Annotated in this window: 26 protein-coding genes and 1 pseudogene; 5 read left to right on the top strand and 22 right to left on the bottom strand. The window is 71.3% G+C overall.

The features are described 5' to 3' along the window. Positions 1–98: 98 nt before the first annotated feature. Positions 99–1,121, bottom strand: a complete 1,023-nt coding sequence (locus tag F1D61_RS20400; RefSeq protein ID WP_203153617.1) for a glycosyltransferase family 2 protein — start codon at positions 1,119–1,121, stop codon at positions 99–101. Between the two features lie 105 nt (positions 1,122–1,226). Between F1D61_RS20400 and F1D61_RS20405 the strand changes: the two genes are divergently transcribed. Then, positions 1,227–2,066, top strand: a complete 840-nt coding sequence (locus F1D61_RS20405) for a ChbG/HpnK family deacetylase (protein ID WP_203153619.1) — start codon at positions 1,227–1,229, stop codon at positions 2,064–2,066. 282 nt (positions 2,067–2,348) lie between these two features. On the opposite strand, the gene F1D61_RS20410 is transcribed toward F1D61_RS20405, so the two are convergent. Continuing rightward, positions 2,349–2,948: a superoxide dismutase gene (locus F1D61_RS20410; protein WP_048429540.1), complete on the bottom strand. Its 600-nt coding sequence runs from the start codon at positions 2,946–2,948 to the stop codon at positions 2,349–2,351. 302 nt (positions 2,949–3,250) lie between these two features. Here F1D61_RS20410 and F1D61_RS20415 point away from each other — a divergent pair, with 302 nt between their 5' ends. After that, on the top strand, positions 3,251–4,207 hold the full coding sequence (locus F1D61_RS20415; protein WP_203153621.1) for a hypothetical protein: 957 nt from the start codon (positions 3,251–3,253) through the stop codon (positions 4,205–4,207). A gap of 235 nt (positions 4,208–4,442) precedes the next feature. Here F1D61_RS20415 and F1D61_RS20420 read toward each other — a convergent pair whose 3' ends face one another. The 5 genes from F1D61_RS20420 to F1D61_RS20440 all read right to left on the bottom strand — a co-directional run bounded on the left by F1D61_RS20420 (position 4,443) and on the right by F1D61_RS20440 (position 9,844). Continuing rightward, the gene (locus F1D61_RS20420; protein WP_203153628.1) at positions 4,443–6,239 is read right to left on the bottom strand and encodes a sensor histidine kinase; all 1,797 of its coding nucleotides are present in this window, start codon (positions 6,237–6,239) and stop codon (positions 4,443–4,445) included. Positions 6,240–6,446: 207 nt separating this feature from the next. After that, positions 6,447–6,962, bottom strand: coding sequence for a CCDC90 family protein (locus F1D61_RS20425; RefSeq protein ID WP_246775437.1), 516 nt, complete (start codon positions 6,960–6,962; stop codon positions 6,447–6,449). Positions 6,963–7,116: 154 nt separating this feature from the next. Beyond that, positions 7,117–7,818 (bottom strand): tRNA (guanine(46)-N(7))-methyltransferase TrmB, encoded by a 702-nt coding sequence (gene trmB / locus F1D61_RS20430; protein WP_203153632.1) that lies wholly within the window; start codon positions 7,816–7,818, stop codon positions 7,117–7,119. Between the two features lie 182 nt (positions 7,819–8,000). Beyond that, entirely contained in the window at positions 8,001–9,179 is a 1,179-nt protein-coding gene (gene metK, locus F1D61_RS20435; protein WP_060850268.1) for a methionine adenosyltransferase, read from the bottom strand. Positions 9,180–9,277: 98 nt separating this feature from the next. After that, entirely contained in the window at positions 9,278–9,844 is a 567-nt protein-coding gene (locus F1D61_RS20440) for a helix-turn-helix domain-containing protein (RefSeq protein WP_246775438.1), read from the bottom strand. A gap of 163 nt (positions 9,845–10,007) precedes the next feature. Here F1D61_RS20440 and F1D61_RS20445 point away from each other — a divergent pair, with 163 nt between their 5' ends. Beyond that, positions 10,008–11,123 carry a sensor domain-containing diguanylate cyclase gene (locus F1D61_RS20445; protein ID WP_203153634.1) on the top strand — a complete coding sequence of 372 codons (1,116 nt, stop codon included), beginning with the start codon at positions 10,008–10,010 and terminating at the stop codon, positions 11,121–11,123. A gap of 46 nt (positions 11,124–11,169) precedes the next feature. Next, positions 11,170–11,646 carry an MgtC/SapB family protein gene (locus tag F1D61_RS20450; protein WP_246775439.1) on the top strand — a complete coding sequence of 159 codons (477 nt, stop codon included), beginning with the start codon at positions 11,170–11,172 and terminating at the stop codon, positions 11,644–11,646. Between the two features lie 25 nt (positions 11,647–11,671). Here F1D61_RS20450 and F1D61_RS20455 read toward each other — a convergent pair whose 3' ends face one another. Continuing rightward, complete coding sequence (locus tag F1D61_RS20455; protein ID WP_203153636.1) at positions 11,672–11,920, bottom strand: DUF6894 family protein; 249 nt, start codon at positions 11,918–11,920, stop codon at positions 11,672–11,674. Positions 11,921–12,001: 81 nt separating this feature from the next. Next, positions 12,002–12,331 carry a hypothetical protein gene (locus F1D61_RS20460; protein ID WP_203153638.1) on the bottom strand — a complete coding sequence of 110 codons (330 nt, stop codon included), beginning with the start codon at positions 12,329–12,331 and terminating at the stop codon, positions 12,002–12,004. A gap of 467 nt (positions 12,332–12,798) precedes the next feature. On the opposite strand from F1D61_RS20460, the gene F1D61_RS20465 reads away from it, so the two are divergent. After that, the gene (locus tag F1D61_RS20465) at positions 12,799–13,179 is read left to right on the top strand and encodes a hypothetical protein (protein WP_203153640.1); all 381 of its coding nucleotides are present in this window, start codon (positions 12,799–12,801) and stop codon (positions 13,177–13,179) included. A gap of 823 nt (positions 13,180–14,002) precedes the next feature. Here F1D61_RS20465 and F1D61_RS20470 read toward each other — a convergent pair. From F1D61_RS20470 to F1D61_RS20530, 13 genes and pseudogenes are all read right to left on the bottom strand, one after another. Then, positions 14,003–14,845 carry an alpha/beta hydrolase gene (locus tag F1D61_RS20470; RefSeq protein ID WP_203153642.1) on the bottom strand — a complete coding sequence of 281 codons (843 nt, stop codon included), beginning with the start codon at positions 14,843–14,845 and terminating at the stop codon, positions 14,003–14,005. Then, on the bottom strand, positions 14,845–15,294 hold the full coding sequence (locus F1D61_RS20475; RefSeq protein WP_203153644.1) for a RidA family protein: 450 nt from the start codon (positions 15,292–15,294) through the stop codon (positions 14,845–14,847). Before F1D61_RS20475 ends, F1D61_RS20470 begins: the two co-directional genes overlap by 1 nt. After that, the gene (locus F1D61_RS20480; protein ID WP_246775984.1) at positions 15,291–16,877 is read right to left on the bottom strand and encodes an AMP-binding protein; all 1,587 of its coding nucleotides are present in this window, start codon (positions 16,875–16,877) and stop codon (positions 15,291–15,293) included. The genes F1D61_RS20475 and F1D61_RS20480 overlap by 4 nt, the downstream gene beginning before the upstream one ends. 153 nt (positions 16,878–17,030) lie before the next feature. Then, on the bottom strand, positions 17,031–18,176 hold the full coding sequence (locus F1D61_RS20485; protein WP_203153646.1) for an acyl-CoA dehydrogenase family protein: 1,146 nt from the start codon (positions 18,174–18,176) through the stop codon (positions 17,031–17,033). Between the two features lie 194 nt (positions 18,177–18,370). Further along, positions 18,371–19,204, bottom strand: coding sequence for an enoyl-CoA hydratase family protein (locus F1D61_RS20490; protein ID WP_203159183.1), 834 nt, complete (start codon positions 19,202–19,204; stop codon positions 18,371–18,373). A gap of 204 nt (positions 19,205–19,408) precedes the next feature. Beyond that, positions 19,409–19,762 (bottom strand): annotated as a pseudogene (locus F1D61_RS20495) (MarR family transcriptional regulator); the annotation flags it as partial. Further along, complete coding sequence (locus F1D61_RS20500; RefSeq protein ID WP_203153648.1) at positions 19,693–20,454, bottom strand: SDR family NAD(P)-dependent oxidoreductase; 762 nt, start codon at positions 20,452–20,454, stop codon at positions 19,693–19,695. The pseudogene F1D61_RS20495 and the gene F1D61_RS20500, both read right to left, overlap by 70 nt. A 165-nt stretch (positions 20,455–20,619) precedes the next feature. After that, the gene (locus F1D61_RS20505) at positions 20,620–21,876 is read right to left on the bottom strand and encodes a flavin-dependent oxidoreductase (protein ID WP_203153650.1); all 1,257 of its coding nucleotides are present in this window, start codon (positions 21,874–21,876) and stop codon (positions 20,620–20,622) included. 4 nt (positions 21,877–21,880) lie between these two features. Further along, a complete protein-coding gene (locus F1D61_RS20510; protein WP_203153652.1) occupies positions 21,881–22,339 on the bottom strand; it encodes a cupin domain-containing protein in 459 nt (152 codons plus the stop codon). 23 nt (positions 22,340–22,362) lie between these two features. Further along, a complete protein-coding gene (locus F1D61_RS20515) occupies positions 22,363–23,058 on the bottom strand; it encodes an ABC transporter ATP-binding protein (RefSeq protein WP_203153654.1) in 696 nt (231 codons plus the stop codon). Continuing rightward, complete coding sequence (locus F1D61_RS20520; protein WP_203153656.1) at positions 23,058–23,810, bottom strand: ABC transporter ATP-binding protein; 753 nt, start codon at positions 23,808–23,810, stop codon at positions 23,058–23,060. The genes F1D61_RS20515 and F1D61_RS20520 overlap by 1 nt, the downstream gene beginning before the upstream one ends. Further along, positions 23,807–24,796 (bottom strand): branched-chain amino acid ABC transporter permease, encoded by a 990-nt coding sequence (locus tag F1D61_RS20525; protein WP_203153658.1) that lies wholly within the window; start codon positions 24,794–24,796, stop codon positions 23,807–23,809. Before F1D61_RS20525 ends, F1D61_RS20520 begins: the two co-directional genes overlap by 4 nt. Further along, positions 24,793–25,716 carry a branched-chain amino acid ABC transporter permease gene (locus F1D61_RS20530; RefSeq protein WP_203153660.1) on the bottom strand — a complete coding sequence of 308 codons (924 nt, stop codon included), beginning with the start codon at positions 25,714–25,716 and terminating at the stop codon, positions 24,793–24,795. Before F1D61_RS20530 ends, F1D61_RS20525 begins: the two co-directional genes overlap by 4 nt. Between the last annotated feature and the right edge of the window lie 210 nt (positions 25,717–25,926).

Genomic DNA, 25,926 nt, shown 5'->3' on the forward strand with positions numbered 1-25,926 from the left:
CCGGGCCGGACGGCTTAAGGCATCGTGCGCCGAAGCGATCGCCGACACGAACGATGCCGGAACGAGACGCCGAGCAGGGTTGCCCGGTGCAACCCCGCTCAGGCGGCGCCGGAATAGCGCGTGCGCCGCTCGCGGCGATCGTCGCGGATCAGGCGGTCGTGGCCCACGGCCGCAGGTCCGATCCGCTCGGCGACGACGTAGAGCGGGCGCCGCTTCACCTCGGCGAAGATGCGGCCGATATACTCGCCGATGATGCCGAGCGACATCAGCTGCACCCCGGAGAAGAACATTACCGAGACGATCAGCGAGGCGTAGCCCGGCACGTCCGGCCCGCGCAGCAGGGTATCGGCGACGAAGTACAGTGCGGTGAGGAAGGCGATGCCCGCGATGGTGCCGCCGAGATAGGTCCAGACCCGCAAGGGTACGGTCGAGAACGAGGTGATGCCGTCGAAGGCGAAGCGGAACAGCTTGCGAAAGCTCCATTTCGAGGCGCCGTGCTGGCGTTCCTCGACCTGGTAGGGCACGCCGACCGAGCGGAAGCCGATCCAGGAATACAGGCCCTTCGAGAACCGGGCGCGCTCGGGCAGCGAGCGCAGCACCTCGACCCCCTTGCGGTCGATCAGGCGGAAATCGCCGGCGCCCTCGGGCAGCGGCATCTCGCCGAAGCGGGCGAAGAGCCGGTAGAACAGCCGGGCGAAGCCGCGCCGCATCGCGCTCTCGTCGTCGCGGTCGGTGCGCTGGGCGTAGACCATCACGTTGCCCTCGCGCCAGCGCTCCCAGAAGGTCGCGATCAGTTCGGGCGGGTGCTGCAAATCGGCATCCATGATGACGACGGCGCGGCCCTCGGCGTGGTCGAGACCGGCCGCGATGGCGATCTCCTTGCCGAAGTTGCGGCTGAACGAGACCGCGCCGATGCGCGGCTCGGCCCGGTGATGGGCGGCCACCACCGCGGCGGTGTCGTCGTGGCTGCCGTCGTCGACGAACACCACCTCGTAAGACGGCGTCAGGCGCTCCAGCACCGGCAGCAGGCGGGCGAGCAGCGGCGCGACGTTGGCGCTCTCGTTGAAGACCGGTATGACGACGCTCAGGTCGACCGGCTCAGGCTGTCTGAACAGCTCCACGGCGCTGTCCCTCGTTTCGGTGTCTGGCGCCGGCGGGAGCCGGCGGCGGGCGGTCATCAGGGCCGGTGCGGGCACCGGCGGCTCTCTTGGCGCGAGATCTACGCGATGCTTCCTGAACGGCACCCGGTCGTGCTCTGCGCCGACGATTACGGCCTGAGCCCGGGCGTCAGCCGGGGCATCCTCGACCTGGCGCGGAAGGGCCGCATATCAGCCACCGGGTCGATGACCAACATCCCGGCCTTTTCGGACGCGGCGCCGGCCCTGCGCGAGTTGCACGGCACGGTGGTCCTGGGGCTGCACCTCACCCTGACGACGGGGGCACCGCTCGGGCCCCTGCCGCGCCTCGCGCCCGGCGGGCGCCTGCCGGCCCTCGGGCGGCTGATGCGGCTTGCCCTGTCGGGCGGGCTGAGACCTCAGGACGTCCGCCCCGAGATCGAGCGCCAGCTCGACGCCTTCGCGGCGGCGATGGGCCGGCTGCCGGATTTCGTCGACGGTCACCAGCACGTCCACGTGCTGCCGGGGGTGCGGGGGGCTCTCCTCGCGGCGCTGGCCAGCCGGGGCTGGGGGGGCTGGCTGCGCGATCCGGGCGATCGTCCAGGCGCGATCCGGGCGCGGCCGCAGGCCGGCAAGGCCCTGGTGGTCGCAGGGCTCGGGCTCGGCTTCGGGCCCGCGGCCCGGCGGGCGGGATTTGCCACCAACCGCGGCTTCTCCGGCTTCTCGGATTTTTCGGAAGGGGAGGGGTTCGCCGAGGCCTTCGAGCGGAGCTTCCGGGCGCTCGGGCCGGCCCCGGTGGTGATGTGCCATCCGGGCGAGATCGACGACGGCTTGCGCGCCCTCGACCCGGTGGTGGCGAGCCGGCCGCTGGAGCTGGCCTATCTCGGCTCGGACCGGTTCGCGGAATTCCTGGAGCGGGAGCGGGTTCGGCTGGTGCCGGAGCCTGTTTGAGTGAACTGCCGGAGTTGAAACCCACCTCGTCGTCCTGGGGCCGCGCCGCGGAACCCGGGATCCACAAAATCTGGCGCTTCAGGATCGGGCGACCGGCATCCCGCTTCGTCCGGCACCGTCGGCGGCCATGGATCCCGGGTTCTCGCCGTCAGTGAGCCCCAGGATGACGTCGAGCAGGGGAAAAAGCGTCGCCTCTCCCATGGCGGGGCGGCTGCCGGCATGGAAAAACCCCCTCGCCCGGGAGGGGAGGGGGTTTCAGGATCGCGTGCGATCCGGCGTCGATCAGGCGATCGCCTCGCCGTACATCTTCTCGACGTGCTCCCAGTTCACCAGGTTCTCGATGAACGCCTTGAGGTAGTCGGGACGGCGGTTGCGGTAATCGATGTAGTAGGAGTGCTCCCACACGTCGACGCCGAGGATCGGCTTGGCGCCATGCACCAGCGGGTTCTCGCCGTTGGGGGTCTTCATGATCTCGAGCTTGCCGTTCTTCACCGCGAGCCAGGCCCAGCCGGAGCCGAACTGCGACACGCCGGCCTGGATGAAGTCGGCCTTGAACTTGTCGGTGCCGCCGAGGTCCTCGGCGATCTTCTTCTCCAGCGCGCCCGGGATCGCGCCGCCGCCATTCGGCTTCATCCACTGCCAGAAGTGGATGTGGTTGTAGTGCTGGCCGGCATTGTTGAACAACGGCTGGTTCTGGCCGTAGGAGGCCTTCACCACCTCCTCGACGCTCTTGCCGGCGAGCTCCGAGCCCTCGAGGAGCTTGTTGCCGGTATCGACATACGCCTTGTGGTGCTTGTCGTGGTGGAACTCCAGAGTCTCCTTCGACATGTAGGGCTGCAGCGCGTCGTAGGCGTAGGGGAGTTCGGGCAGCGTGAAGGCCATCAGCGTGTCTCCGGATCTCACGGGTCGGGCGCGGCGGTCACCAGGAGGCGTCGCCGCGGCACCCGCGTCTACCTAAGTCGGCCCTGCGCCCGCGGCAACGCCGCAGGTCCGCCGTCACCCCCGTCATCCCGGCCTTCCGGGGGCGGAATCCGAGGAATTCAAGCGCGGCCGTTTTGCAAAAGCGGCCCGGGCGCCTAAATCTGGGGCTGGCGGGCGGAGCGACGGCTCCGGACCCGCCCGTTCGGCTGCTCGCCTCGCCCACCGGGCAGCCCCGTTCGATCGCCAGTGCCCCGAGAGTCCGAATGATCGTCGCGTTGACCGTGCTCGCCCTCCTGATGCTGATCGGCGGTCTCGCCGCGATGGTGCAGGGCATCCCCTTCATCCGGCTCGAAGTCGGCTGGACCATGGTCATCGCCGGCACCGTCGGGGCGAGCGCAGGCGCCGTGCTGCTCGGGATCACCGCGGCGGTCGCGCGGCTCGGGCGCATCGAGCGCGCCCTCGACGGGCGTGCCCCGGCGGCCCGCTCGGTTGCGGACCTCGCTCCCGCCGGGACCGGCGCCGCGCCGGTGCGGGCGAGCCGCAGCGAGCCGGTCCTGTCACCCGTCCTGCCGCCGGTCCCGTTCCCGGCCGCTCCGCCCGCGCCCGAGCCGCGCCCGGCCGAGCCGACGGGGCTCGGCGGGGGAGCGGCGCTCGCCGCCGGCGCCGCCGTGGCGGCGGCCGGGCTCGCCGCGAGCGAGCTGCGCCTGAGCCGGGCCGAGGATGCGGACCTTCCGACGGAGCGTCACGACACCCCGCCGCCCGAGCCGCCGCAGCACGAACCGTCGCCGCACGCGCCCATCGCCCAGGAACCCATGACACAGGAGTTCGTGACACAGGAATTCCCGGCGCACGAGCCGATCGCGCAGGAAGTCGTCGCGCCTGAGCCGGCCCCGCACGAGACCGCGGCTCACGAGCCCGTGCCGCCGCCTGCGGAGGAGCCCCGGCTGGAACCGGCGCAGGAGGTCGCGCCCCCGCCTCCGGCCCCCGAGCCCGTCGCCGAGGCGCCGGCGCCTCCGGAGCCCCCTCACGAGGACCGCCCCGAGGAGCCGCCGGGCAAGACGGTGATCGGCACCTACGATTCGGGCGGCAACACCTACACGATGTATGCCGACGGCACGATCGACGCCGACACGCCGGCCGGGCGCTTCCACTTCGCGTCGATCGAGGAATTGAAGGTGTTTCGCAACGCTGGCGGCGAGGGCGCGGCCCGCAGCGCCTGACGCTGTCACCTCTGGAGAGCTTCACGATCGCGCCGCAAACGCGAAGCTCTTCAGGCCTTCGACTTTGCCGCATTCTCTGCGACGGACCGGTATCCGCCTCGTCGACGGCTTATACCAACGGTCGTTGGAAACGACCTTTGGTTCCGTTCTCGAATTGTCGTCAAGCCTCTGGCTTGGCATAGACAATTCGAGATGGCTCAATGGCCCGATGCGTCAGCATCTTGGGCCATTGGTATTACAGCGTCGCCAGCAGGGGATTGAGGGCAGCGTTGCGGGCCGGCAGCGGCGCCAGCATGGTCAGGACGAGGCCGCCGGGCGCGTAGTCGGTGGCGACCTCGGCCTGGACCTGCGTGGTGAGCACCCGCTGGAGCAGGCGCGAGCCGAAGCCCTGGCGGGTCGGGGGCGCCACCGCGGGACCGCCGGATTCCTGCCAGTGGAAGCGCAGGCGCGGCCGGTCCGCCCCGGTCTCGACGCTCCAGCGGATCCGCACCCGGCCGCTCCGGTTCGACAGGGCGCCGTACTTGGCGGCGTTGGTGGTCAGTTCGTGGATCGCCATGCCGATCGGCACCGCGATCTCGGAGGGCAGGTCGACCGCCGGCCCGTCGAGCTCGATCCGCCCGCCGGAGCCGGCCCGCATCTCGCCGTCGCCATAGGGGCGCAGCTCGTTCTCCAGCAATCCGCGCAAGGAGGCGGTCTGCCACACGTCCTCGGTCAGCACCGAATGGGTGTGGGCGAGCGACATGATGCGCCCGACGAAGGCCTCGTAGAAGCTGTCGATGCTCGACGCCGTCCGGGCGGTCGAGCCGACGATGGCCTGCACCGTCGCGAGCGTGTTCTTCACCCGGTGGTGCAGCTCGCGGATCAGCAGCGACTGGCGCTCCTCGGCGAGCTTGCGGTCGGTGATGTCGGCAACGACGCCGATCAGGCGCTGCGGCAGGCCGGCCGGCCCGTCGCGCTCGAATCGGCCGGCCATCTCGATCGTGCGCCAGACCTCGCCGCCGCCGTCGTCCGGGCGGCGGATGCGCGTCGTCGCGTGCAGTACCCCGTCGCCATGGAGCGCAGCGGCGACGGACCGGCGGAAGGCCACCTTGTCCTCCGGGTGGACCACCGTGCGGAAGAACTCGCGCATGCTGATGGTGCCGTCCTGCGGCCGGCGGCGGAAGATCTCCCACATGCGCTCGTTCTCCCAGATCGACTGGTCGTCGAGCACGTGCCATTCGAAGATGCCGAGCGCCGCCACCGTGGTCGCCACCCGCAGCCGCTGCTCGCGGTCGTGCAGGGCGCGCCGGGCCTCCTCCCGGGCGGTCACGTCCTGGAGAACGCCGATCATGCCGGTGGGCGTCCCGTCGGGGGCCAGCGTCGCCTGGCCGCGGGCGGAGATCCAGGCCTCCTGGCCGTCATTCGCCCGGCGGATGCGCAGCTCGACCGCGTAGGGGATCGCCTTGGCGACGGCATCCTGCACCGTGGCCCGGATCCGGTCGAGGTCGTCGCGACCGACCATCTCCCGCAGATCGGCCCACAGGGGCGTCGCCCCGGCCGGGTAGCCGAGGATCGCCGCGGCCCGGTCCGCCAGGGTGACGCGGCCGTCGGCTGGGTTCCAGCTCCATTCGCCGAGCCCGGCGGAGGCGAGCGCCAGATGGGTCTGCTCGGAATGGGTCTGCCGGGCCTCGGCGGCGCCGTCCGCGACGGCCTCGACCGCGACGATCCGGTACCCGTCCCGTTCCGGCCCGGCCCGGAGCCGCACCCGGACCGGCGACCCGTCGGCCCGGCGCCACCAGGCCTCGCCCGCGAGATCCCGGAGTGCGAAATCTTGCCCGGTCCGCGCGCCCTGCGGGTGGTCGAGATCGTCGAGGCGGCGGCCGCTCAAGGCCGCGGGAGCGATCCCCAGAAGCGCGGCCAGGGCCGGGTTGGCGGCGAGGATGCGCCGGTCCGGCCCGCCGAGGCAGGCGAGGCCGACCGGTGCGCCCTCGAAGGCGAAGCGGGGAAGAAGTTCGTCCGGCAGGCCGGGGGCGGCGTCGGGCCTCTGGTCCAAGGCAGCGCATTCCTGGTGAGCGGGGTGGCGTACGGGGTGAACCCGCTCGCCGCACGGCGTCCCAGGCCGACTTGCCCCGCCCGGCCCGGCTTGGCGGTTTCGCGGGAAAAACCATGCCTCTCCGCGCGTCCGGCGGCAAGGTCGGCCGTCGGCCTCCCTTGCGCGGTGCGCCGGAGCACGTTCCGTTCGATGGACCGGCGCTCGGATTCAGCGGGCCGGCATAGTCCGGATCGCCGCGATCAGGATGCCGCCGAGCGCCACCAGCATGGCGCCGAGCTTGATCGTCATCCGCTGCTCGAGAAGCTTCATCTCCGATCGAACGGAGGCGAATTCAGTCTTCATCTCCGATCGGACGGAGGCAAACTCGTTCCGCGTCTCAACCTTGAAGGCTGCGATTTCCGATCGAACGGCCGCGAACTCGGTCTTCATCTCCGACCGGACGGCGGCAAACTCGTTCCGCGTCTCGACCTTGAAGGCTGCGAGTTCCGATCGGACCGCGGCGAATTCGGTCTTCATCTCCGCTCTGGTAGCGGCGGACTCGTTCTTCGTCTCGACCCTGAAAGCCGCGAGTTCTGCCCGGACGGCCGCGAACTCGGTCTTGGTTTCGGCCTGGAAAGCCGCGATCTCGGCTCGCACGGCCACGAACTCGGCCTTCACCGAGCCTTCGAGCCCCTGAAGGTCGGCCCGGGTCGGCAGGCCGCCCTGCACGGCTTCGGCGAACACCTCCGACAGTCCCTCCGCCTGCTCGGCGGAGAGATGGGCCCGCTCCCGGAGGGCGCGGGCGAATTTCAGGGTGTCGAAGGCGACGGCGGTCATGGCACGACCCTATCATGGGCCGGGGTGACGCGGACAGGAGCCGCAGGTTGTCCTGCCGCCCCTATACCCGCTCGAAGGTCAGGTAGGTGGGCTTTCGTCCCTCGGCGGTGGTCTTGGCCTCGTAGCGGGTGCCGGGCCATTCCGGCCAGGGCGTGGTCCAGTCGGGGCCGCTCGTCGCGGTCCAGCGCAGGTGAGGGCAGCGGGCGGCGCGGACGAGCGTCCAGCCGGCGTAATCGTCGATGTCGGAGGCGAAGCGGAATTCGCCGCCGGGCTTCAGCACCCGGGCGATCTCGATGAGAGATTCCTCCGAAACGAAGCGGCGCTTGCGCTGCCGGCGCTTCGGCCACGGATCGGGATAGAGCAGGAACACGCGGCCGATGCTGGCATCGGGCAGCCGCGGCAGCAATTCCATCGCGTCCCGGTCCCAGAGGCGCACGGTGTCGATCGCCTCGTCGTCGAGGGTGCGCAGCAGCTTCACCACGCCGTTGACGAAGGGCTCGCAGCCGATGATGCCGGTGTTGGGATTGAGCCGGGCCTGCGCCGCGAGATGCTCGCCGCCGCCGAACCCGATCTCGAGCCAGGTCTCGGCGACCGGCCGCGGGAAGAGGGCGGCCGGGTCGAGCGGACCCGCCTCGGGCAGGCGCAGGCGCGGCAGGAGGTCGGCGAGGCGCTCCTCCTGGCCCGGGCGCAGGCGCTTGCCCTTGCGCCTGCCGTAGAAGGCGCGGGCCCGCTCGGGGCCTGCGTCGGTGTCGTGGTCGTCCATGGTGTCCCGGTGCCGAGGAAGGGGCGTGCGTGTCGATGCCCCGCCAAGCAGATTTTGGAAAACACGCAGATTTCGCAAAAATGGAATCCGGTTTCGCGACGAAAATCTGCGACAAAACGGAGATCGAAAGCGTCGCACGACCGCGATGCGATCGTGCGACGCTTTCGGGCCGGGGCGCTGGATCAGGCCAGGGCGCTCTTGAGCTGGCCGACGAGGTCGGTGCGCTCCCAGGAGAAGCCGCCATCGGCCTCGGGCTCGCGGCCGAAATGGCCGTAGGCCGAGGTGCGGGCATAGATCGGCTTGTTGAGGCCGAGATGGGTGCGGATGCCGCGGGGCGACAGGTCGACGAGCTGGCCCAGGACCGACTCGAGCTTCGCCTCGTCGACCTCGCCGGTGCCGTGCAGGTCGACGTAGATGGACAGCGGCTTGGCGACGCCGATCGCGTAGGCGAGCTGGATCGTGGCCTTGCGGGCGAGGCCGGCGGCGACGACGTTCTTGGCCAGGTAGCGCGCCGCATAGGCTGCCGAGCGGTCGACCTTGGTCGGATCCTTGCCCGAGAAGGCGCCGCCGCCGTGGGGCGCCGCGCCACCGTAGGTGTCGACGATGATCTTGCGGCCGGTCAGGCCGGCATCACCGTCGGGGCCGCCGATCACGAACTTGCCGGTCGGGTTGACGTGCCACACCGTGCCGTCGGTGACCCAGTTCTCGGGGAGGGCGGCGCGGATATAGGGCTCGACGATGGCGCGCACGGCGGCCGAGTCAAGCGACTCGTCGAGGTGCTGGGTCGAGAGCACGATCTGCGTCGCCTCGACCGGGCGGCCGTCGACGTAGCGCACGGTGACCTGGCTCTTGGCGTCCGGGCCGAGCTTGGCCGCGTCGCCCGACTTCGCCTTGCGGGCGTCGGCCAGGTCCTTGAGGATCTTGTGGGCGTAGTAGATCGGCGCCGGCATCAGGGCGGGGGTCTCGTCCGACGCGTAGCCGAACATGATGCCCTGGTCGCCCGCGCCCTCGTCCTTGTTGCCCGCGGCGTCGACGCCCTGGGCGATGTCGGCCGACTGGGCATGCAGGTAGATGGCGACGTCGTTGTTCTTCCAGTGGAAGCCGTCCTGCTCGTAGCCGATGTCCTTCACGGCCGCGCGGGTCAGCTCCTCCAGGTCCTTGAAGGTCACCGAATCGGGGCCGCGCACCTCGCCGGCGATCACGATGCGATTGGTGGTCGCCAGGGTCTCGACGCCGAGGCGGGCCTCCGGCATCACCGCCAGGTAGGCGTCGACCACGGTGTCGGAGATGCGGTCGCAGACCTTGTCCGGATGACCTTCTGAGACCGACTCGCTGGTGAACAGGTAGTTGGAACGCGGCATGGCGTGCGAAGCCCTCGGGGTTTCGTCGAGCGCGGCACGTCGGCCGATATCTACCCGACACTTCGATCGCGGGGTTCTGGCAGCCGGAATCCCGAACGTCAATCCGATGGACCGGAGACGTTCGCTTTATCGAACGGTTGTGGCCCGGACAGCGCATGGTCGACGGCGCGCACGAGACTGCCGAGGGTCTGGCGGCGATCTTCGTCGAGATGGGTGTCGGCGGCCCGGGCCACCGCCTCGGCGAACCCGGTCCATCCCTCCAGCGCCTCCAGCCGGGCCTGGGGCCGGTCGCTCAGCCCGGGCTGAGGCACGTCGCGACCCGGCATGCCCTCGAAGAAGAAGCCCACCGGCACGCCGAGCACCCGCGCCACGACATCCAGGTCCGTGGCGCTCAGGCGGTTGGCGCCCTTGAGGTATTTGCCGAGCTGGGAGAGCGAGACCTCGAGCGGGCCGGCGAGCGCCTCCCGGCTGAGGCCGGCACGCAGGCGTCGCTCCTCGATGAGGCCGCCGATATGCACGTCGCGGTAATCCGCAGGTTTCCCGGCCATCTCCCGGCTCGCAGGTCTGCCCGCGCGTCGCGCCGCGGCATGGAAGGCGACCGGACGATTGTTGATCCCCGATCGTTGCAATCGCGTAAATGCCCGCGCTTTGGCCGAACGCTTCATCCGTCATAGCGGATGACGCGACATGTGCCGGACCGGGCGCCGCCGGTCCTGCAACTTCCGGCACTGGCCCTACCCGGCCTTAACGACTGGTCGGGAAAAGTGGAGCGTCCACCGTCCTGCGCTCCTGCCGGTACCGGTCCCGCTTGCCGATCTCCTGTCGCCGATGCTGTCTCTGCCGGACATCTCGACCCTGCGCCTGTGCAGCGTCCTCGCCACCAGCGCCTTCGCGGCGGTGTTCCTGGTGCTGTGGTCCGGGCGCCGGAACGAGGCGCATTGGCCGTGCTGGGCGGCAAGCTCCGGCGGCTACGCGGCGATCCTGATCTGCTTTGCCGTGGACTCGCATCCCCTCGTCACGGCCGCGCTCTTTGCCGGCCTGGGCGCGACCATCACGCTTCTCCTCGACGGCGTCCGGCGGTTCGAGGAGGGGCGCGGGGTCCCGGTCCGGCTCTGGGCGCTCGGGCTGTCGCCGGGCCTCGCCTATGCCCTGCCGCTCCTCGCCCTCGGCCTGTCCCCCGGCGAGGCCGGGGCGTGGCCCTGCCGGCTGCTCGCCACGGCGGCGACTGCCGTCAACACCGCCACCGTCGCCGGCCTCCTGCTCCTCGATCGCTCCCAGGCCCCGAGCCTGGGCCGGCGCATCGCCGCGGTCGCGCTGTTCGGCTACCTGCCCTCCTACGCGGCGGCCCTCGTCTGCGAGGCGACGGGGTCCGGCACGATCGCGCTCACCGCGCTGCTGCCGATGCTGTCCGACCAGCTCCTGCTCGGGGTCCTGTATCTCGGTCTCCTGGCGATGCCGGGCGAGCGGGCGCAGGCACGGCTGCGTCTCCTCGCCGAACGGGACCCGCTGACCGGCGCCCTGAACCGGGCCGGGCTTTCCGCCCGCGTGCCGGGCGCCCCGCCGCCCGGCACGGCGGTGATCCTGGTCGATCTCGATCACTTCAAGGCGCTCAACGACGGCCATGGCCATGCCGTGGGCGATGCGGTGCTCAAGGCGCTGGTGGCCGTCGTCACGGTCCGGCTGCCGTCGCCGCGCGACCTCGTGGTCCGGCTCGGCGGCGACGAGTTCGCGGTCGTGCTCCACGGCACCGATCCGGCGGCGGCGAGGGCCTTCGCCGAGCGGGTCAGGACCGCCTGCCGCGACGTGCCGGGCCTGCCCGCCTGGACGGTGAGCCTCGGCGTGACCCTGGCCCGGATGGAGGACCGATCCCTCGACGAGACGATCGCGCGGGCGGACGGGGCCCTCTACCGGGCCAAGGAAACCGGCCGGGACAGGGCCGCGTGAGGACCATCGTGGCGCTTCCACCCGCCACGGCGCAAAGTCGCGACCGATGATGCTCTCGACCACCGACATCGCCCTGCGCCTCGGCGCCGCCGTCCTCGCCGGGGGAGTGGTGGGCCTCAACCGCGAGATGCACGCCAAGCCCGTCGGCGTGCGCACCCTGGGCCTGGTGGCCCTCGGGGCGGCCCTGGTGACCCTGGCCGGGTCCGGCTTCGCCGAGGACGGGGCCGACGCGAATGCCGGCCGGGCGATCCAGGGCATCGTCACGGGGATCGGCTTCCTCGGCGCCGGCGTGATCGTGAAGCGGGAGGGGCGCGGCCGGGTGCACGGCCTCACCACCGCGGCGGCGATCTGGGTGACGGCGGCGCTCGGCATCGTCTGCGGGCTGGGGGCCTATCGCCCGCTGGCCCTCGGCACGGCCTTCCTCCTCGCGACCCTCCTGATAGGCGGCCTCGTCGACCGGGCCATCGACGACCGGCGCAAGCGGGCGGAGGACGGACCGGCGGGGAAGGGCGATGCGGAGTGAGGTCGGGACGACGGTCGGGCGAGCGTCAGGGACAGGCCTGCGGCGGCTCCGGCGACATCGTCAGGACGAGAGTCGCCGCCAGCACGCGCCGGCCGGATGCGTCCCGCACCGAGGCCTGGCAGCGCGACACCTCGCCGGTGCAGGCCTCGACGCTCATCATCTCCGTCAAGACGTCGCGAACGTAATCGCGCATCGCATCCGCATCGGGCAGCTCGACCCCTACGTCGTCGATGACGGCGATGCCGTCGAACCTGTCGACGTAGTAGAGAGGCATTGGGTCAACCCTTCGCGGATACCGGCATCGGGACATACCGGTCCCACGGGGAAAGGTTCCCCGGGGTCGCGCTCCCGCCGGTCAGTTCCGCGGCTGCCTGTTGCGGCTGAGGTCGATCAGTTCGCGCTGCACCTGCCGGCCGACGTCGCTCGGGCCGTCGCCGGCGATGGTCACCACGATGCGCTGGCGGGCCTCCTCGAGGAAGGCGGCCGCCTCGCGGCGGTCCCCCCGCAGATAGAGCGAGCCGAGCTTCGTCTCGCGCCAGACGACCGAGATGAGGAACTCGCCCGGCGCGACCTCCTCCAGATCGACCTGGAGCGGGGTTCCCTGGGGAGGAGGGCCTTCGTGCGCCATGATGCCGGAATGCGACGGGGGAAAGACGACCGGGACCGGCCGCGTGGCGCAGCCCATAGCGCGAAATCGGGCGGCGCGGTACCGCGATCTCGCGGCAGGATCACCGTAAATCCCGCACCGTGAGCCAGGATATCCTGCGGGTTCGAGCCCGCGCGGCCGATCCGCCGAGCGGACCGCTCCTTGCCGAAACGCGTGCCTGGCCGAAAAGGAAGCCGCCCTCGCGGGCGGCTTCAGTCGGGGAGGAAACGCCCTGGAAGGGCAGCAGCATCCCGCACGAGCGCGATGCTGCATCGCAACAATTCCTGTCGCGCTGCATCGTTCCGCCCCGCGGCGCTTGGAGCGGGACGGGAGCTTGCCGGAGAAGAGCGGGAGGGGACGCCCGTCCGCTCCGCGCGGGATCACCGGTATGACGGATCGTCACCACGGGGTCGTCGTGCCGCAGGGCATGGGCGGCCGCACCCGCGAACTTCCCCAGGCGGCGGGCGTAGTCCCGGGATATCCGTCCCTCTCGCGAGCTTGAGGCCATGAGCTACGACACCGACGTTCCCCCGCACCTGTCGGCGCAGCGCGCCGATCCGCCGGCCCCGGTCGATGCCCCGAAGCCCAACACGGCGATGCTCAAGGGCGACATCGATTCCGGTCGCAGCGGCGACAAGGTCGAGGTGTTCGATCCCGGCATGGCGATGCTCGGGACCTGCGAGGAGGCGGGCGGCAATGCCCTCTCGCCGAAGGACATCGCCCGGGCCCGCTTCGCCGAGATCAAGGAACGGTGGCGGCTGTCCCCCCGCAAGCCGGGCTACGCCCACGGCCACGCCGATCCGACGCTCGCCCTCTATGTCGGATTCATCGGGGTCGCGGGGGTGGGCCTCTCCGCGGCGATCTGGCTGATGCGCGCCGCCGCGTGACCCGCATCGCGCCGGCGGGCGTCAGGCCCGCCGGAACGCCAGCGCCGCCCGGACCGGCGCCGCCACCAGGGTGAACAACGCGCCGACCGTCAGGACGAGGACGACGGAGAGGAGAGCGCCGAAAATGCCGATGAAACGCATGGTGCCGCCTCGCTGGAAGGGTGTCGGGCCGCCGCGCAGCCCTGGTCGGAGGGCAGGACGCGCCGCAAACAAGGCAGGAGTGAGGACTCGAAGACACGCTCAAGCTTGAATCACTTGGGTTGCGACCCTGGGCCTCATTCTCGCCCCCGGCCGGTCGGTCTGCCGCGGGACGGTTCCAGGGCCGACGATGCGAGAAAGATCCGACGACGACGATGCTGCCGGAAGGCGACAGCCCCGGATCGCATCTCTCGACGCTGGTCCCGAACGGCAGAACGCCCGCCGGAGGGTTCGGACCTCGGCGGGCGTTCCATCGCGTTGTGGATTGGGGAATCCGCTGCTGCTTCGAGAACGTACGGCCGGCGCGCCGGTTCCGCGGAAGGCACCGGATATCCACCGGATGCCGGTCGAGCCCGCGACATCGTCCGCGGCCTGGCTGGGGACGGATTGCCGACGCGGCGCGACAGGGCTTGGCGGCTATCCTGCCGCGGGAGTTTGGGCGCCCCTGAGACGCCCGTGAGCTCGAAAGCGGAAGACGAGCGGTCGGCCACGCTGTCTGCGGCGCGCACAACTCCGTGTCATCCAGGGGGGTCCCACATATCTATTCCGGGGCATGCCGCGCCATTCCGGAATGACGAGGATATGATCGAGGCTGCCGACTGGGTGAAACGGGCGGCAATCGGAATCATCCTCCGATCAACGCACGGGTCAGATCACTCTCCGCCTCGGCCAGCCCCGCGATGACACTGAGATGATGCGTCCCCGCGATCTCGGAGGCGTGCGTCTCGGCGCCGAGCCCGTGCCAGATCGTCGGCAGCAGGAGGTTCTGGCGCCGGAATTCCGGCAGCTCGTCCCCGCCGGCGACGGCGATCAGGCGGGCGCCCGGGCGCGGCGCGTGCAGCACGGGGCTCTCGGCCCATGCCTCCTGCGCATCGAGATGCAGGACCTGGTTCATCTGCGTCGCGAGGAGCGGGCGCAGGTCGTGGACGCCGCTGATCGAGACGACCCGGGCGATGCGGTCGGCGCTGCCGAGCGCGACATCGGTGCAGAGCATCCGGGTGACGAGGTGGCCGCCGGCGGAGTGGCCCGACAGATGGATCGGACCCGGCACCTCGGCGCTCGCCCGATCGAGGAAGGCGGCGATCTCGGCGGTGATGCCGGCGATGCGCGCCTCCGGGCAGAGCGTGTAGCTCGGCAGCGCGACCGCGAAGCCGTGGGCGAGCGGCCCGGCGGCGAGGTGGGACCAGACCGAGCGGTCGAACGCCTTCCAGTAGCCGCCATGCACGAACACCGCGAGGCCGACCGGATCTCCCTCGGGCAGGAACAGGTCGTAGGCGTGGCGGGGCCCCGCCCCGTAGGGCAGCCCGAGCCGCGCGCGGCCTTGGCCCGAGAGCCGGTCGCGGAAGGCCGCCGCCGCCTCGGTCCAGCGCGGCGGATAGGTTCTGGCATCCGGCACGGCGCCGAGATTGTCGTAGGCACGGTCGATGTCGCCGACCGCGCCGCCGGTCGTCCAGGAGGGCGCCTGCATCAGGCGGCGTCCGGCACGATCGCGGTCGCCTCGATCTCGACGAGGGCCCCGGGCTCGACGAGATCCGCGACGCCGACCAGCGCCATGGCGGGGAAGTGGCGGCCCATCACCCGGCGGTAGACCGGCCCGAGTTCGGGCAGCGAGGCGCGGTAGGTGTCGACGCTGCGCACGTACCAGGTCAGCCGCGCGACGTGCTCCGGCCCGGCGCCGGCCTCGGCCAGGACCGCCAGGATGTTGCGCAAGATCTGCTCGACCTGGGGGATGAAGCCCTCGGCCAGAACCTCGTTCTCGTCCCAGCCGATCAGGCCGCCGGTCATCACCACTGTGCCGCGGCCGGCCATGCCGTTGGCGTAGCCCTTCGGCTTCTTCCAGCCGGGGGGCTGGAGGGTGGCGAGGGCCGGGGTCTCGGCGGCGCTCCCGGGGCGGAGGGGGATCGGGCTGGCGGTCATGCGGTCTCTCCCTGGGTTGCTGCGGCTTGTGCCTCGGCCTGCCGGCGCAGGGCGAAGCGTTGCAGCTTGCCGGATTCGGTCTTGGGCAGGCTTTCCACGTAATGCACCGCCCGCGGGTACTTGTAGGGCGCGAGGTCGTTCTTGACGTGGTCCTGCAAGGCCTTGGTCAGGGCCTCGGTCCCGGCAAGGCCCGGATTCAGCACCACGTAGGCCGCGACGATGCGGCCGCGCTCCGGGCAGGGCGCCGCGACGACGCCCACTTCCGCCACCGCCGGATGGGCGAGCAGGCTCGCCTCCACCTCGGGACCGGCGATGTTGTAGCCGGCCGAGACGATCATGTCGTCGTTGCGGGCCTGGAACCAGAAATAGCCGTCCGCGTCCTGCAGGTAGGTGTCGCCGGTGACGTTCCAGCCGTCCTGCACGTAAGTCGTCTGGCGCTCGTCGGCGAGGTAGCGGCAGCCGATCGGCCCGCGCACCGCCAGCCGCCCCGGCATCCCAGGCGGGCAGGGCCGGCCGGCCTCGTCGATCACCCGCGCTTCGTAGCCCGGCACCGGCCGGCCCGTGGCGCCGGGGCGGATCTCGGTCTCGGGCGAGGCGATGAAGATGTGCAGCATCTCGGTCGCGCCGATGCCGTCCATCAGCTTGATCCCGGTCGCCTTCAGCCAGGCGTGCCAGGTCGGCGCCGGCAGGGTTTCGCCGGCCGAGACGCATTTTCGCAGCGACGACAGGTCGTGCTGGCCGATCAGCCCGAGCATCGCCCGGTAGGCGGTCGGCGCGGTGAACAGCACCGTGGCACGGTACCGGGCGATGGAAGCGGCGAGGTCCGCCGGTCCCGCCTTCTCGAGCAGCACCGCCCGGGCGCCGACCCGGAACGGGAACAGCACCAGCCCGCCGAGGCCGAAGGTGAAGGCGAGCGGCGGCGAGCCGATGAACACGTCGTCCGGCGCCGCCTGCAACACCTCGCGGCCGTAACAATCGCAGATCACCAGGAGGTCGCGGTGATAGTGGATCGTCGCCTTCGGCAGGCCGGTGGTGCCGGAGGTGAAGCCGAGCAGGCACGGATCGTCGGCCCGGGTCGGGGGCGGGTCGAACCGGTCGGAGGCCGTCCCGAGGAGATCGCCGAGGTCGCCCCCGGCGGTGCCGCGCCAGGTCACCACCCGCACCGGATCGGCGCGGCCCTCCGCGGCCTTCGCCATCTCGTCGATCAGGCCGGCATCGCAGAGGGCGAGCGGGATGCGGGCCTTGTCGAGGATCTGGGTCAGCTCACGGGCCCGCAGCAGCGGCATCGTCGCCACCACGATCCCGCCCGCCTTGATGATGGCGAGGTAGAGCGCGACCTTGGTCGGGTTGTTGGCCGAGCGCAGCAGCACCCGTCCGCCCGGCACGAGGCCGAGCCGATCGACCAGGACGTTCGCCATCCGGTCGATCTGGCGGGCCAGCTCGGCATAGGTCCAGGTCACGTCCGGCCCGACGAGGGCCACCCGCTCGCCGCGCCCCTCCGCCACGTGCCGGTCGACCAGCTCGACCGTGGCGTTCAGGTGCTCGGGATAGCCGAGCCGGTCGAGGTTGACGAAGTCCGGCATCCGGTCGGGCGGGGGCAGGTTGTCCCGCACGAAGGTGTCGGGGCGGCGCGCCCACGGGCTGTCGCCGGGGCGGGGCCCGGTGGGATGCGCGACGGCCGGGATCTCCGGCATAGGGGCATTCTGCACGGCAGCCTCCATCGGACGAACCTCCTCTCAGGCGAGAATCTGGCGGGCGATGACGAGCTTCTGGACCTCGGTGGCGCCCTCGTAGATCCGCAGCGCCCGGATCTCGCGGTAGAGCGTCTCCGGCACCGAGCCGGAGCGGACGCCCTCGCCGCCATGGAGCTGCACCGCCCGGTCGATCACCTCCTGCGCGGCTTCCGTCGCCACCATCTTAGCCATCGCGGCCTCGCGGGTGATGCGCGGCGCACCGGAATCCCGGGTCCAGGCGGCGCGGTAGACGTGGAGCGCCGCGGTATCGATCGCCGTCGCCATCTCGGCGAGGCTGGTCTGGGTCAGCTGCATCGCGGCGAGCGGCGCCCCGAACAGCTTTCGGGTCTGCGTGCGGGCGAGCGAGGCATCGAGGGCGCGGCGGGCAAAGCCCAAAGCCGCGGCGCCGACGGTGGACCGGAACACGTCGAGCGTCGCCATCGCGACCTTGAACCCGGCCCCGGCCTCGCCGATGCGGTTTTCGACGGGGACGCGACAATCCTCGAAGCGCAGGCGAGCGAGCGGGTGGGGGGCGATGGTGTCGAGGCGCTCGACGATCGTCAGGCCGGGGGTGTCCGCCGGCACGCACCAGGCCGAGAGGCCGCGGGCGCCCGGCGCCTCGCCGCTGCGGGCGAAGACGACGTAAAGGTCGGCGATGCCGCCATTCGAGATCCAGGTCTTCTCGCCGTCGAGCCGCACCGTGCCGTCGGGCATCGGCTCGGCGGACAGGGCGATCTGGGCCACGTCCGAGCCGGCCTCCGGCTCGGTCAGCGCGAAGGCGGCGATGCGGCGCCCGGCCCTGACCCCGGGCAGCACCGCCTCGCGCTGCGCCGCCGTGCCGGACAGCGTCAGCGCCCCGGTGCCGAGGCCCTGCATGGCGAAGGCGAAATCGGCGAGCCCGTCATGGCGGGCGAAGGTCTCGCGCAGGAGGCAGAGCGCCCGCACGTCGAAACGCCCGTCCTCGGGGGCGGCGTAGCGCAGGAAGCCCGCCTCGCCGAGAGCCGCGACGAGGCGCCGGCACGAGTTATCGACGTCGCGATGGTCGACGAGGGCCGGCACCGTGCGGGCGGCCCAGTCGTCGGCTTGCGCGGCGAGGTCGCGGTGGCGGGGCTCGAAGAACGGCCAGTCGAGGAAGCTGCGGTCGGGCATGGTCAGGGCCTTCCCATCTGGTTCATCCCACCCGCGACCTCATCCTGAGGTGTTGGTCGATCGAAGATCGACTGACCTCGAAGGAGGGCTCCAGATGTCGCTGAGATTCCTGGAGCCCTCCTTCGAGGCCCACGGCGTGGGCACCTCAGGAAGAGGTCGAGGGTGGGAGGGAGCGGGATTTCGAGGATCATCGCTCAGTTCCCCTCGAAGATCGGCTTGGTCTTGCCGGCGAAGGCCTCGAAGGCGCGACGGAAATCCTGGGTCTTCATGCAGAGCGCCTGGGCCATCGCCTCGGCGTCGATGGCGGCATCCACCCCCATCGCCCATTCCATGTGCAGCATCCGCTTGGTCAGGCCGTTGGCATAGGCCGGGCCCTGTGTGAGCGCGCGGGCGGTCTCGCGGGCCGCATTCAGGGCCTCGCCCGCCGGGACCAGGCGGTTGAAGAAGCCCCAGCGCTCGCCCTCCTCGGCGCTCATGAAGCGGCCGGTATAGAGAAGCTCCGAGGCCCGGCCCTGGCCGATGATCCGGGGCAGGATCGCGCAGGCGCCCATGTCGCAGCCGGCCAAGCCCACCTTGTTGAACAGGAACGCCACCTTGGCCCCCGTGCCCGCCACCCGCAGGTCGGAGGCCATGGCGATGATGGCGCCCGCTCCCGCGCAGACGCCCTCGACCGCGGCCACGACCGGCTGCGGGCAGGCCCGCATCTCCTTGACGAGGTCGCCGGTCATCGTCGTGAAGGCGTGGAGATCGGCCGCGCCCATATTGGTCAGCGGCTCGATGATCTCGAACACGTCGCCGCCGCTGGAGAAGTTGCCGCCTGCACCCGTGATCACGACGGCCGTCACGCTGTCCTCGAAGCGCAGCGCCCGGAAGGTGTCGCGCAGTTCCGCGTAGCTCTCGAAGGTGAGCGGGTTCTTCTTCTCCGGCCGGTTCAGCGTCACGGTCGCGATGCCGTCTTCGATCGCGAAGCCGAAATGCTGCGGCGTGAAGCCCTCGAGCGGGGCCGCGATGGCGTTCTGGCGCCTCATTGTGCCTCCCTGACGTTCTTGCTTGGGTTTCGCCGTCGTGCCCCCCACCGAGGCCTTGAGGGCGGAGAGCTGGGTGGACAGGGCCTCCTGCTCCGCCGGGCCGAGGGCGCCGACGAGTTCGGCGATCCAGTCGGCATGGGCCCGGGCCATCTCGGCGAAGGCGCTGCGGCCCTGCGGGGTGAGCCGCACCTGCACCGCCCGGCGGTCGGATTCCGAGACCTGGCGGTCGATCAGTTCCTCCTGCGCCAGCCGCTCGACGAGGCCGGTGACGTTGCCGTTCGAGACCATCATCCGGCGCGACAGCTCGCCGAGCTGGAGCCCGTCCGGCGCACGCTCGAGCTGCGCCATCATGTCGAAGCGCGGCAGGGTGGTGTCGAAGCGGTCGCGCAGGCGGCGGCGGATCTCCGCCTCGATGGTGTTGGCGGTGGTGAGCAGGCGCAGCCACAGCCGCAATTCGGTGCGGTGGGCGGGGATCTCCGTCGGGGCGTTCACAGCTCGCCTCCCGCCACCGCGATGGCCTGCCCGGTGACGGCGCCGGCGCCCGGGCCCGCGAGCCATCGGACCGCGTCCGCCACCTCCTCCGGCCGGATCAGGCGGCCCATCGGGTTGTGGCGGGTGAACTCGGTGAGAAGGTCGTCGCGATCGCGGCCGGTCTTCGCCTCCAGCCCGTCGATGGCCGTGCCGACGAGGTCGGTATCGGTGAAGCCGGGGCAGACCGCGTTGACGGTGATGCCGGTGGCGGCGAGTTCCAGGGCCAGCGCCCGGGTCAGGCCAACCACCGCGTGCTTGGCGGCGCAGTAGGCGCCGACATAGGCGTAGCCCTTGAGGCCGGCGGTGGAGGCGACCGAGACGATCCTTCCCCCGCCATTCGCCTTCATGCCCGGCACGACGGCGCGGGCTGCGACCAGCACCGGCTCGAGGTTGAGCGCCATCATCCGCCGCAGGGTGTTGACGTCGCTGCGGGCGAGCGGCGCGGTCTCGGCGCCGCCGGCATTGTTGACCAGCACCGCGACCGGGCCGGCCTGCTCGGCGGCATGGGTCAGGGCACGCTCCAGGGCCGCCGCATCGGTCACGTCCGCCGCGACCGCGTGGGCGGCGCCGAGTTCCTGGCGGGCCCGCTCGGCGCTCGCAGGCGTGCGGCCGAGCACGGTCACCCGCTCCCCCGCCGCCACGAACCCGGCCGCGATCGCCCGCCCGATGCCGCGGGTGGCGCCGGTGACCAGGATGTGGCGGGGAGGGAGGTTGGTCATGGATATTTCAACCTTAAAGGATTTGGGCGCGGGTCGTTTTCGTAGAGCACTTTCCCCTCCCCCTGTGGGGAGGGGCTAGGGGTGGGGGTGGCGCCGGATTGACCGCGCGCTCTACGCGGCACCACCCCCACCCCTGACCCCTCCCCACAGGGGGAGGGGAAGGAGCTAGACCGCCACCCGCAGCGGGCTCACGTTCCCCGCCACCGCGAAGCCGGCCTTGCCGGCATAGCCGCCGACGATCGCCTGCCTCTCGGCATGGCTCAGCACGTCCTCGATTCGGGAAAACCCCGCCGGCGCCCGCTTCTCGACCTCGTCGATCACCCGCTCCGGCCCGCCCTTGCGGTTGAGCATCACGATCTCGGCGGTCTTCGGCCGGCGCTCGGCCTCGTAGGCATGGAGCGCCTGCATCGGGTGCTCGGACCGGGCCAGTGCATCGCCCAGCGCCCGCGCGTCGAGGATCGCCTGCGAGGCGCCGTTGGACCCGACCGGGTACATCGGATGGGCCGCATCCCCCAGGAGAGTCACCCGGCCATGGGTCCAGCGCGGCAGCGGATCGCGGTCGCACATCGGGTATTCGAAGATCTGCGGCGTCGCCTCGACCAGCGCCGCGAGGTCGAAATCCGGCAGGGCGAAGCGACGGGCGTAGGGCAGCACCTGCGAGCGGTGGGCGGGGCGCGACCAGCTCTCCTTGGGCGGCGGAGACACCTTGCCGTCCGCCATCTTCACGAACACCACCCAGTTCATCAGCTGGCGCCCGTTCCCGGCCTCGGCGATCGGGTAGAGCACGCATTTGGCGCCCATGCCCCCGCCGATCGCCATGGTGCGGCCGTCGCCCCAAGGACCCCATTCGGTGGCGCCGCGCCACATCAGCACCCCGTCCCAGCGCGGCGGGCCCTCGTCGGGGAAGAATTTTTTCCGCACCACCGAGTGGATGCCGTCGCAGGCGACCAGCACGTCGGCCCGGATCGTCCGGCCGGCATCGCCTTTCAGCGAATCGGTGAAGTGGGCGGTGACCCCGCCTTCGTCCTGCAGGAAGCCGGAGAGCGCCAGCCCGGTCCGGACCGCGTCCGGCCCCAGCCGCTCGCGCACCGCATCGTAGAGGACGGCCTGGAGGCGCCCGCGATGGATCGAGAATTGCGGCACCGGATGGCCGGCCTCGATCCCCCGCGGCTCGCGCCAGACCTCCTGGCCCTGGCGGTTGTAGTAGGCGAGTTCCTTCGTCCGGATCGCCACCCGGTCGAGGGCCGGCAGCAGGTCGAGTTCGGCGAGTTCGCGGATCGCGTGCGGCAGGGTGTTGATGCCGACCCCGACCTCGCGCACCTCGGAGGCCTGCTCGACGATCGTGGCGCGGATGCCGCGCCGGTGGAGCATCAGGGCGGTGGCGAGCCCGCCGATCCCGGCGCCGACGATGAGGACGCGCATGGCCTCACTCCGCGTCCGGGGGCGGCAGGAAGTCGACCTCGTGCTTGGCCGAGATCGCCACCACGTCGGCCGGGTTCGCCTGCGGCCCGAGATTGTGCAGGGCCCAGAACAGGTCGTAGAGGCGGCGCGCCGGCGAGACCCAGAACACGCATTTCACGTCGGCGTCCGTCCGGTTGAACAGCCCGTGCGGCTGGCCCCGCGGCAGCCGCACCGTGTCGCCCGGCTCGGCCACGCTCTCCTGTCCGTCGAGCACGGCGGTGAGCCGGCCTTGCAGGATGTACAGGAACTCGTCCTGCGTCGGGTGGATGTGCGGCGGCACGAAGGTGCCCGGCGGGAAGGTGGCGTGCCAGGACAGCGAGCTCTCGCTGTGCTGCTTGGGCACGTAGATCTGCCCGAGGATGTTCCAGCGGACGCCCTCGATGCCGTCACCGGCGCGGGTGATGCCTGCGGTCATGGGGGTCATGCGGTCACTCCGTCGCAATCGTTTTACACATGAAGGAACCGGTCCTTCACCTCCGGCGCCTCGCGGAGCGCCGCGCTGGTGCCGGTCCAGACCACGCGGCCCTTCTCGATCACCACGTGCCGGTCGGCGAAGCGGGCGAGGGCATCGACGTTCTTGTCGATCACCAGGATCGCCTCGCCCTCGTCCTTGATCGCCCGCAGGCAGGCCCAGATCTCCTCGCGGATCAGCGGCGCCAGCCCCTCGGTCGCCTCGTCGAGGACGACGAGGCGCGGGTTGGTCATCAGCGCCCGGCCGATCGCCAGCATCTGCTGCTCGCCGCCCGAGAGCTGGTCGCCGCCGTTGCGCCGCCGCTCCTTGAGGCGCGGGAACAGGCGGTAGACCGCATCGAGGCTCCACTTGGCGCCCCGCCCGCCGCGATGGGTCGCGACCAGGTTCTCTTCGACCGACAGGGTCGGGAAGACCTGGCGCCCCTCCGGCACCAGCCCGAGGCCGCGTCGCGCGACGAGGTGGGACGGGCGCCCGGCCATGTCCTCGCCGTCGATCAGGATGCGGCCGGCCCGCGGCTTGAGCAGGCCGAAGATCGACTTCACGGTCGTGGTCTTGCCCATGCCGTTGCGGCCGAGCAGGGTCACCACCTCGCCCTTGGCGACCGACAGATCGATCCCGAACAGGATGCGGGAATCGCCGTAGGCGCTCTCCAATCCCTCGACCGTGAGCATCAGGCCGCCTCCTCCTCGCCGAGATAGGCGGCGCGCACCGCCGGATCGGCGCGGACCATGGCCGGCGCGCCGCTGGCGATGACGCGGCCGTAAACGAGCACGCTCATCCGGTCGGCGAGCGCGAACACCGCGTCCATGTCGTGCTCGATCAGCACGATCGTGTGGGTGGATTTCAGCTCGCGCATCAGCTCCACCAGGATCGCCGATTCCTCCGGGCCGGTGCCGGCGAGCGGCTCGTCGAGGAGGAGCAGGCGGGCCTTCGTCGCGAGCGCCACCGCCAGTTCGAGCTGGCGCTTCTCGCCGTGCGACAGGCTGCCGGCCCGGCGCGCGGCGCGGTCGGCGAGGCCGACGCGGCCGAGGGCGTCCATCGCCTCACGGTTGAGCTTGGTCTCGGTCGCGGCGGGGCGGAAGAACCGGAAGCTCGAGCCGGACCGGGCCTGGACCGCGAGCGCCACGTTCTCCAGCACCGAGAACCCGTCGAGGATCGAGGTGATCTGGAACGAGCGGGCGAGCCCGCGACGCACCCGCGCCACCATCGGCAGCGCCGTCACGTCCTCGCCGGCGAGATGCACCGTGCCGGAATCGCTCGGCAGGCTGCCGGAGAGCTGATGGATCAGCGTGGTCTTGCCGGCGCCGTTCGGGCCGATGACGGCGTGCAACTCGCCCGACGCCACGTCGAGGCTGACGTCGTCGGTGACCTTCAGCGCGCCGTAGGACTTGCGCAAGTTACGAACGGAGAGGAGCGAGGTCACGCGCGCCTCCCGATCTTCGCCGCCAGCCCGGCGAGCCCGCCGCGGGAGAGGAGCACGACCGCCACCAGCATCACCCCGAGGCCGAGGCGCCAATGGTCGGAGTAATGCGCCAGCACCTCTTCGAGCGCGATCAGCGCCGCCGCCCCGACCACCGGCCCGACGAGCGTGCCCATGCCGCCGAGCACCACCATGACGATCAGTTCGCCCGAGCGCTGCCAGCTCATATAGGCCGGCGAGACGAACTCGGCCTGGTTCGCCAGCAGCACCCCGGCGAGGCCCGCCACGGCCCCGGCGATGACGTAGGCGGTGAGCCGGTAGGGCAGGGGCGAGAAGCCGATCGCCTGCATCCGCACGGCGTTGTCGCGGCTGCCGCGCAGGACCCGGCCGAAGCGCGAGGCGACGACGCGGCGGAGCACCAGCAGCGCGACCGCCAGCACCGCCAGCACGAGGTAGAACAGCGCCGGATCGCCCTCGATCAGCCGCATCCCGAACAGGGTCGAGCGGCCCGACAGCGGCAACCCGTCGTCGCCGCCGTAAGCGGCGAGCGAGACCATGAAGAAATACGCCATCTGCCCGAAGGCCAGCGTGATCATGATGAAGTAGACGCCGCGGGTGCGGAGGCTGATCGCCCCGGTGACGAGGGCGAAGAGCGCGCACATGCCCGCCGCCACCGGCGCCTGCACCGCGAGATCGCGGATGCCGTGGGCGTCGAGGATGCCGACCGCGTAGGCGCCTAAGCCGATGAAGGCGGCGTGCCCGAACGACACCATCGCGCCGTAGCCGAGCACGAGGTCGAGGGAGAGGGCGGCGAGCCCGAAGATCATCATCCGGGTCGCGGTGACGACCAGGAACGGCAGGCCGGCGGCTTCCGCCGCGACCGGCAGGGCGGCGAGCGCCGCGAGCACCAGCCCGGCGAGGCCCGCGCCGGAGAAGGCGGCCCGGCGCCGGGGCGGCTCGGCGGTGATGCGGGCGACGAGGGCGGTCATCGGGAGCCCCGCGCCGGAAACAGGCCGGAGGGCCGGAAGAACAGGACGGCGGCCATCAGGATGTAGATCAGCATCGGCGCCAGCGTCCGCCCGGTCTGCGAGGCGGCGGACGCATCCATCACGCTGCGCAGCAGGATCGGCCCGAAGGTGCGCCCGAGCTGGTCGGCGAGACCGACGAGGAGACCGGCGACGAAGGCGCCCCGCACCGAGCCGACCCCGCCGATGACGATGACCACGAAGGTCAGGATCAGCACCGAATCGCCCATGCCGGGATCGACCGACAGGATCGGCGCCACCATCGCGCCGGCGAACCCCGCCAGCATCGCGCCGAGCCCGAACACCACCAGGAACAGCCGGCGGATGTCGATGCCGAGCGCCGCCACCATCGGGCCGTTGCTGGCGCCGGCCCGCAGGCGCATGCCGAGCCGGGTGTGGTTGACGAGGAGATGGAGCCCGAGGGCCGTGGCGAGGCCGGCGGCGATGATCGCGACCCGGTAGAGCGGGTAATGCAGGGTGCCGACGAGGTGGACCGAGCCCGACAGGGCATCCGGCACCGGCACGCTCATGGGTGCCGCCCCCCAGACGATGCGCACGCCCTCGTTGAGGATCAGGATCAGCCCGAAGGTGGCGAGCACCTGGTCGAGATGGTCGCGCCCGTAGAGGTGGCGCACCACGAGGAATTCGAGCGCCAGCCCGAAGGCGAGCGTCGCCGGCAGCGCCAGCAGCAGCCCGAGGCCGAAGCTGCCGGTGGCGGCGGTGAACGTCGCCGCGAGATAGGCGCCGATCATGTAGAGCGCGCCGTGGGCGAGGTTGATGAGGTCCATCACCCCGAAGATCAGCGTCAGCCCCGCCGCCACCAGGAACAGCAGGATGCCGAGCTGGACGCCGTTCAGCGCCTGGATCAGGAACAGGTTGAGCATCACACGACCCGATCGCGCGGGGTTCGCCCGAAGGCGCGTGCCACCCTCGGCGTCATCCCGGGGCCGCGCAGCGGAGCCCGGGATCCAGAACCGCAGGTGGTACAAGCAACGATGGAACGGTTCCGCTTCATCCGACATCCTCGGCGGCTCTGGATTCCGGGCTCCGCTGACGCGGCCCCGGAATGACGCGGAGTTTCATGATGATCCGTC

This window comes from Methylobacterium aquaticum (genome assembly GCF_016804325.1).
GTDB classification, from domain to species: domain Bacteria; phylum Pseudomonadota; class Alphaproteobacteria; order Rhizobiales; family Beijerinckiaceae; genus Methylobacterium; species Methylobacterium aquaticum_C.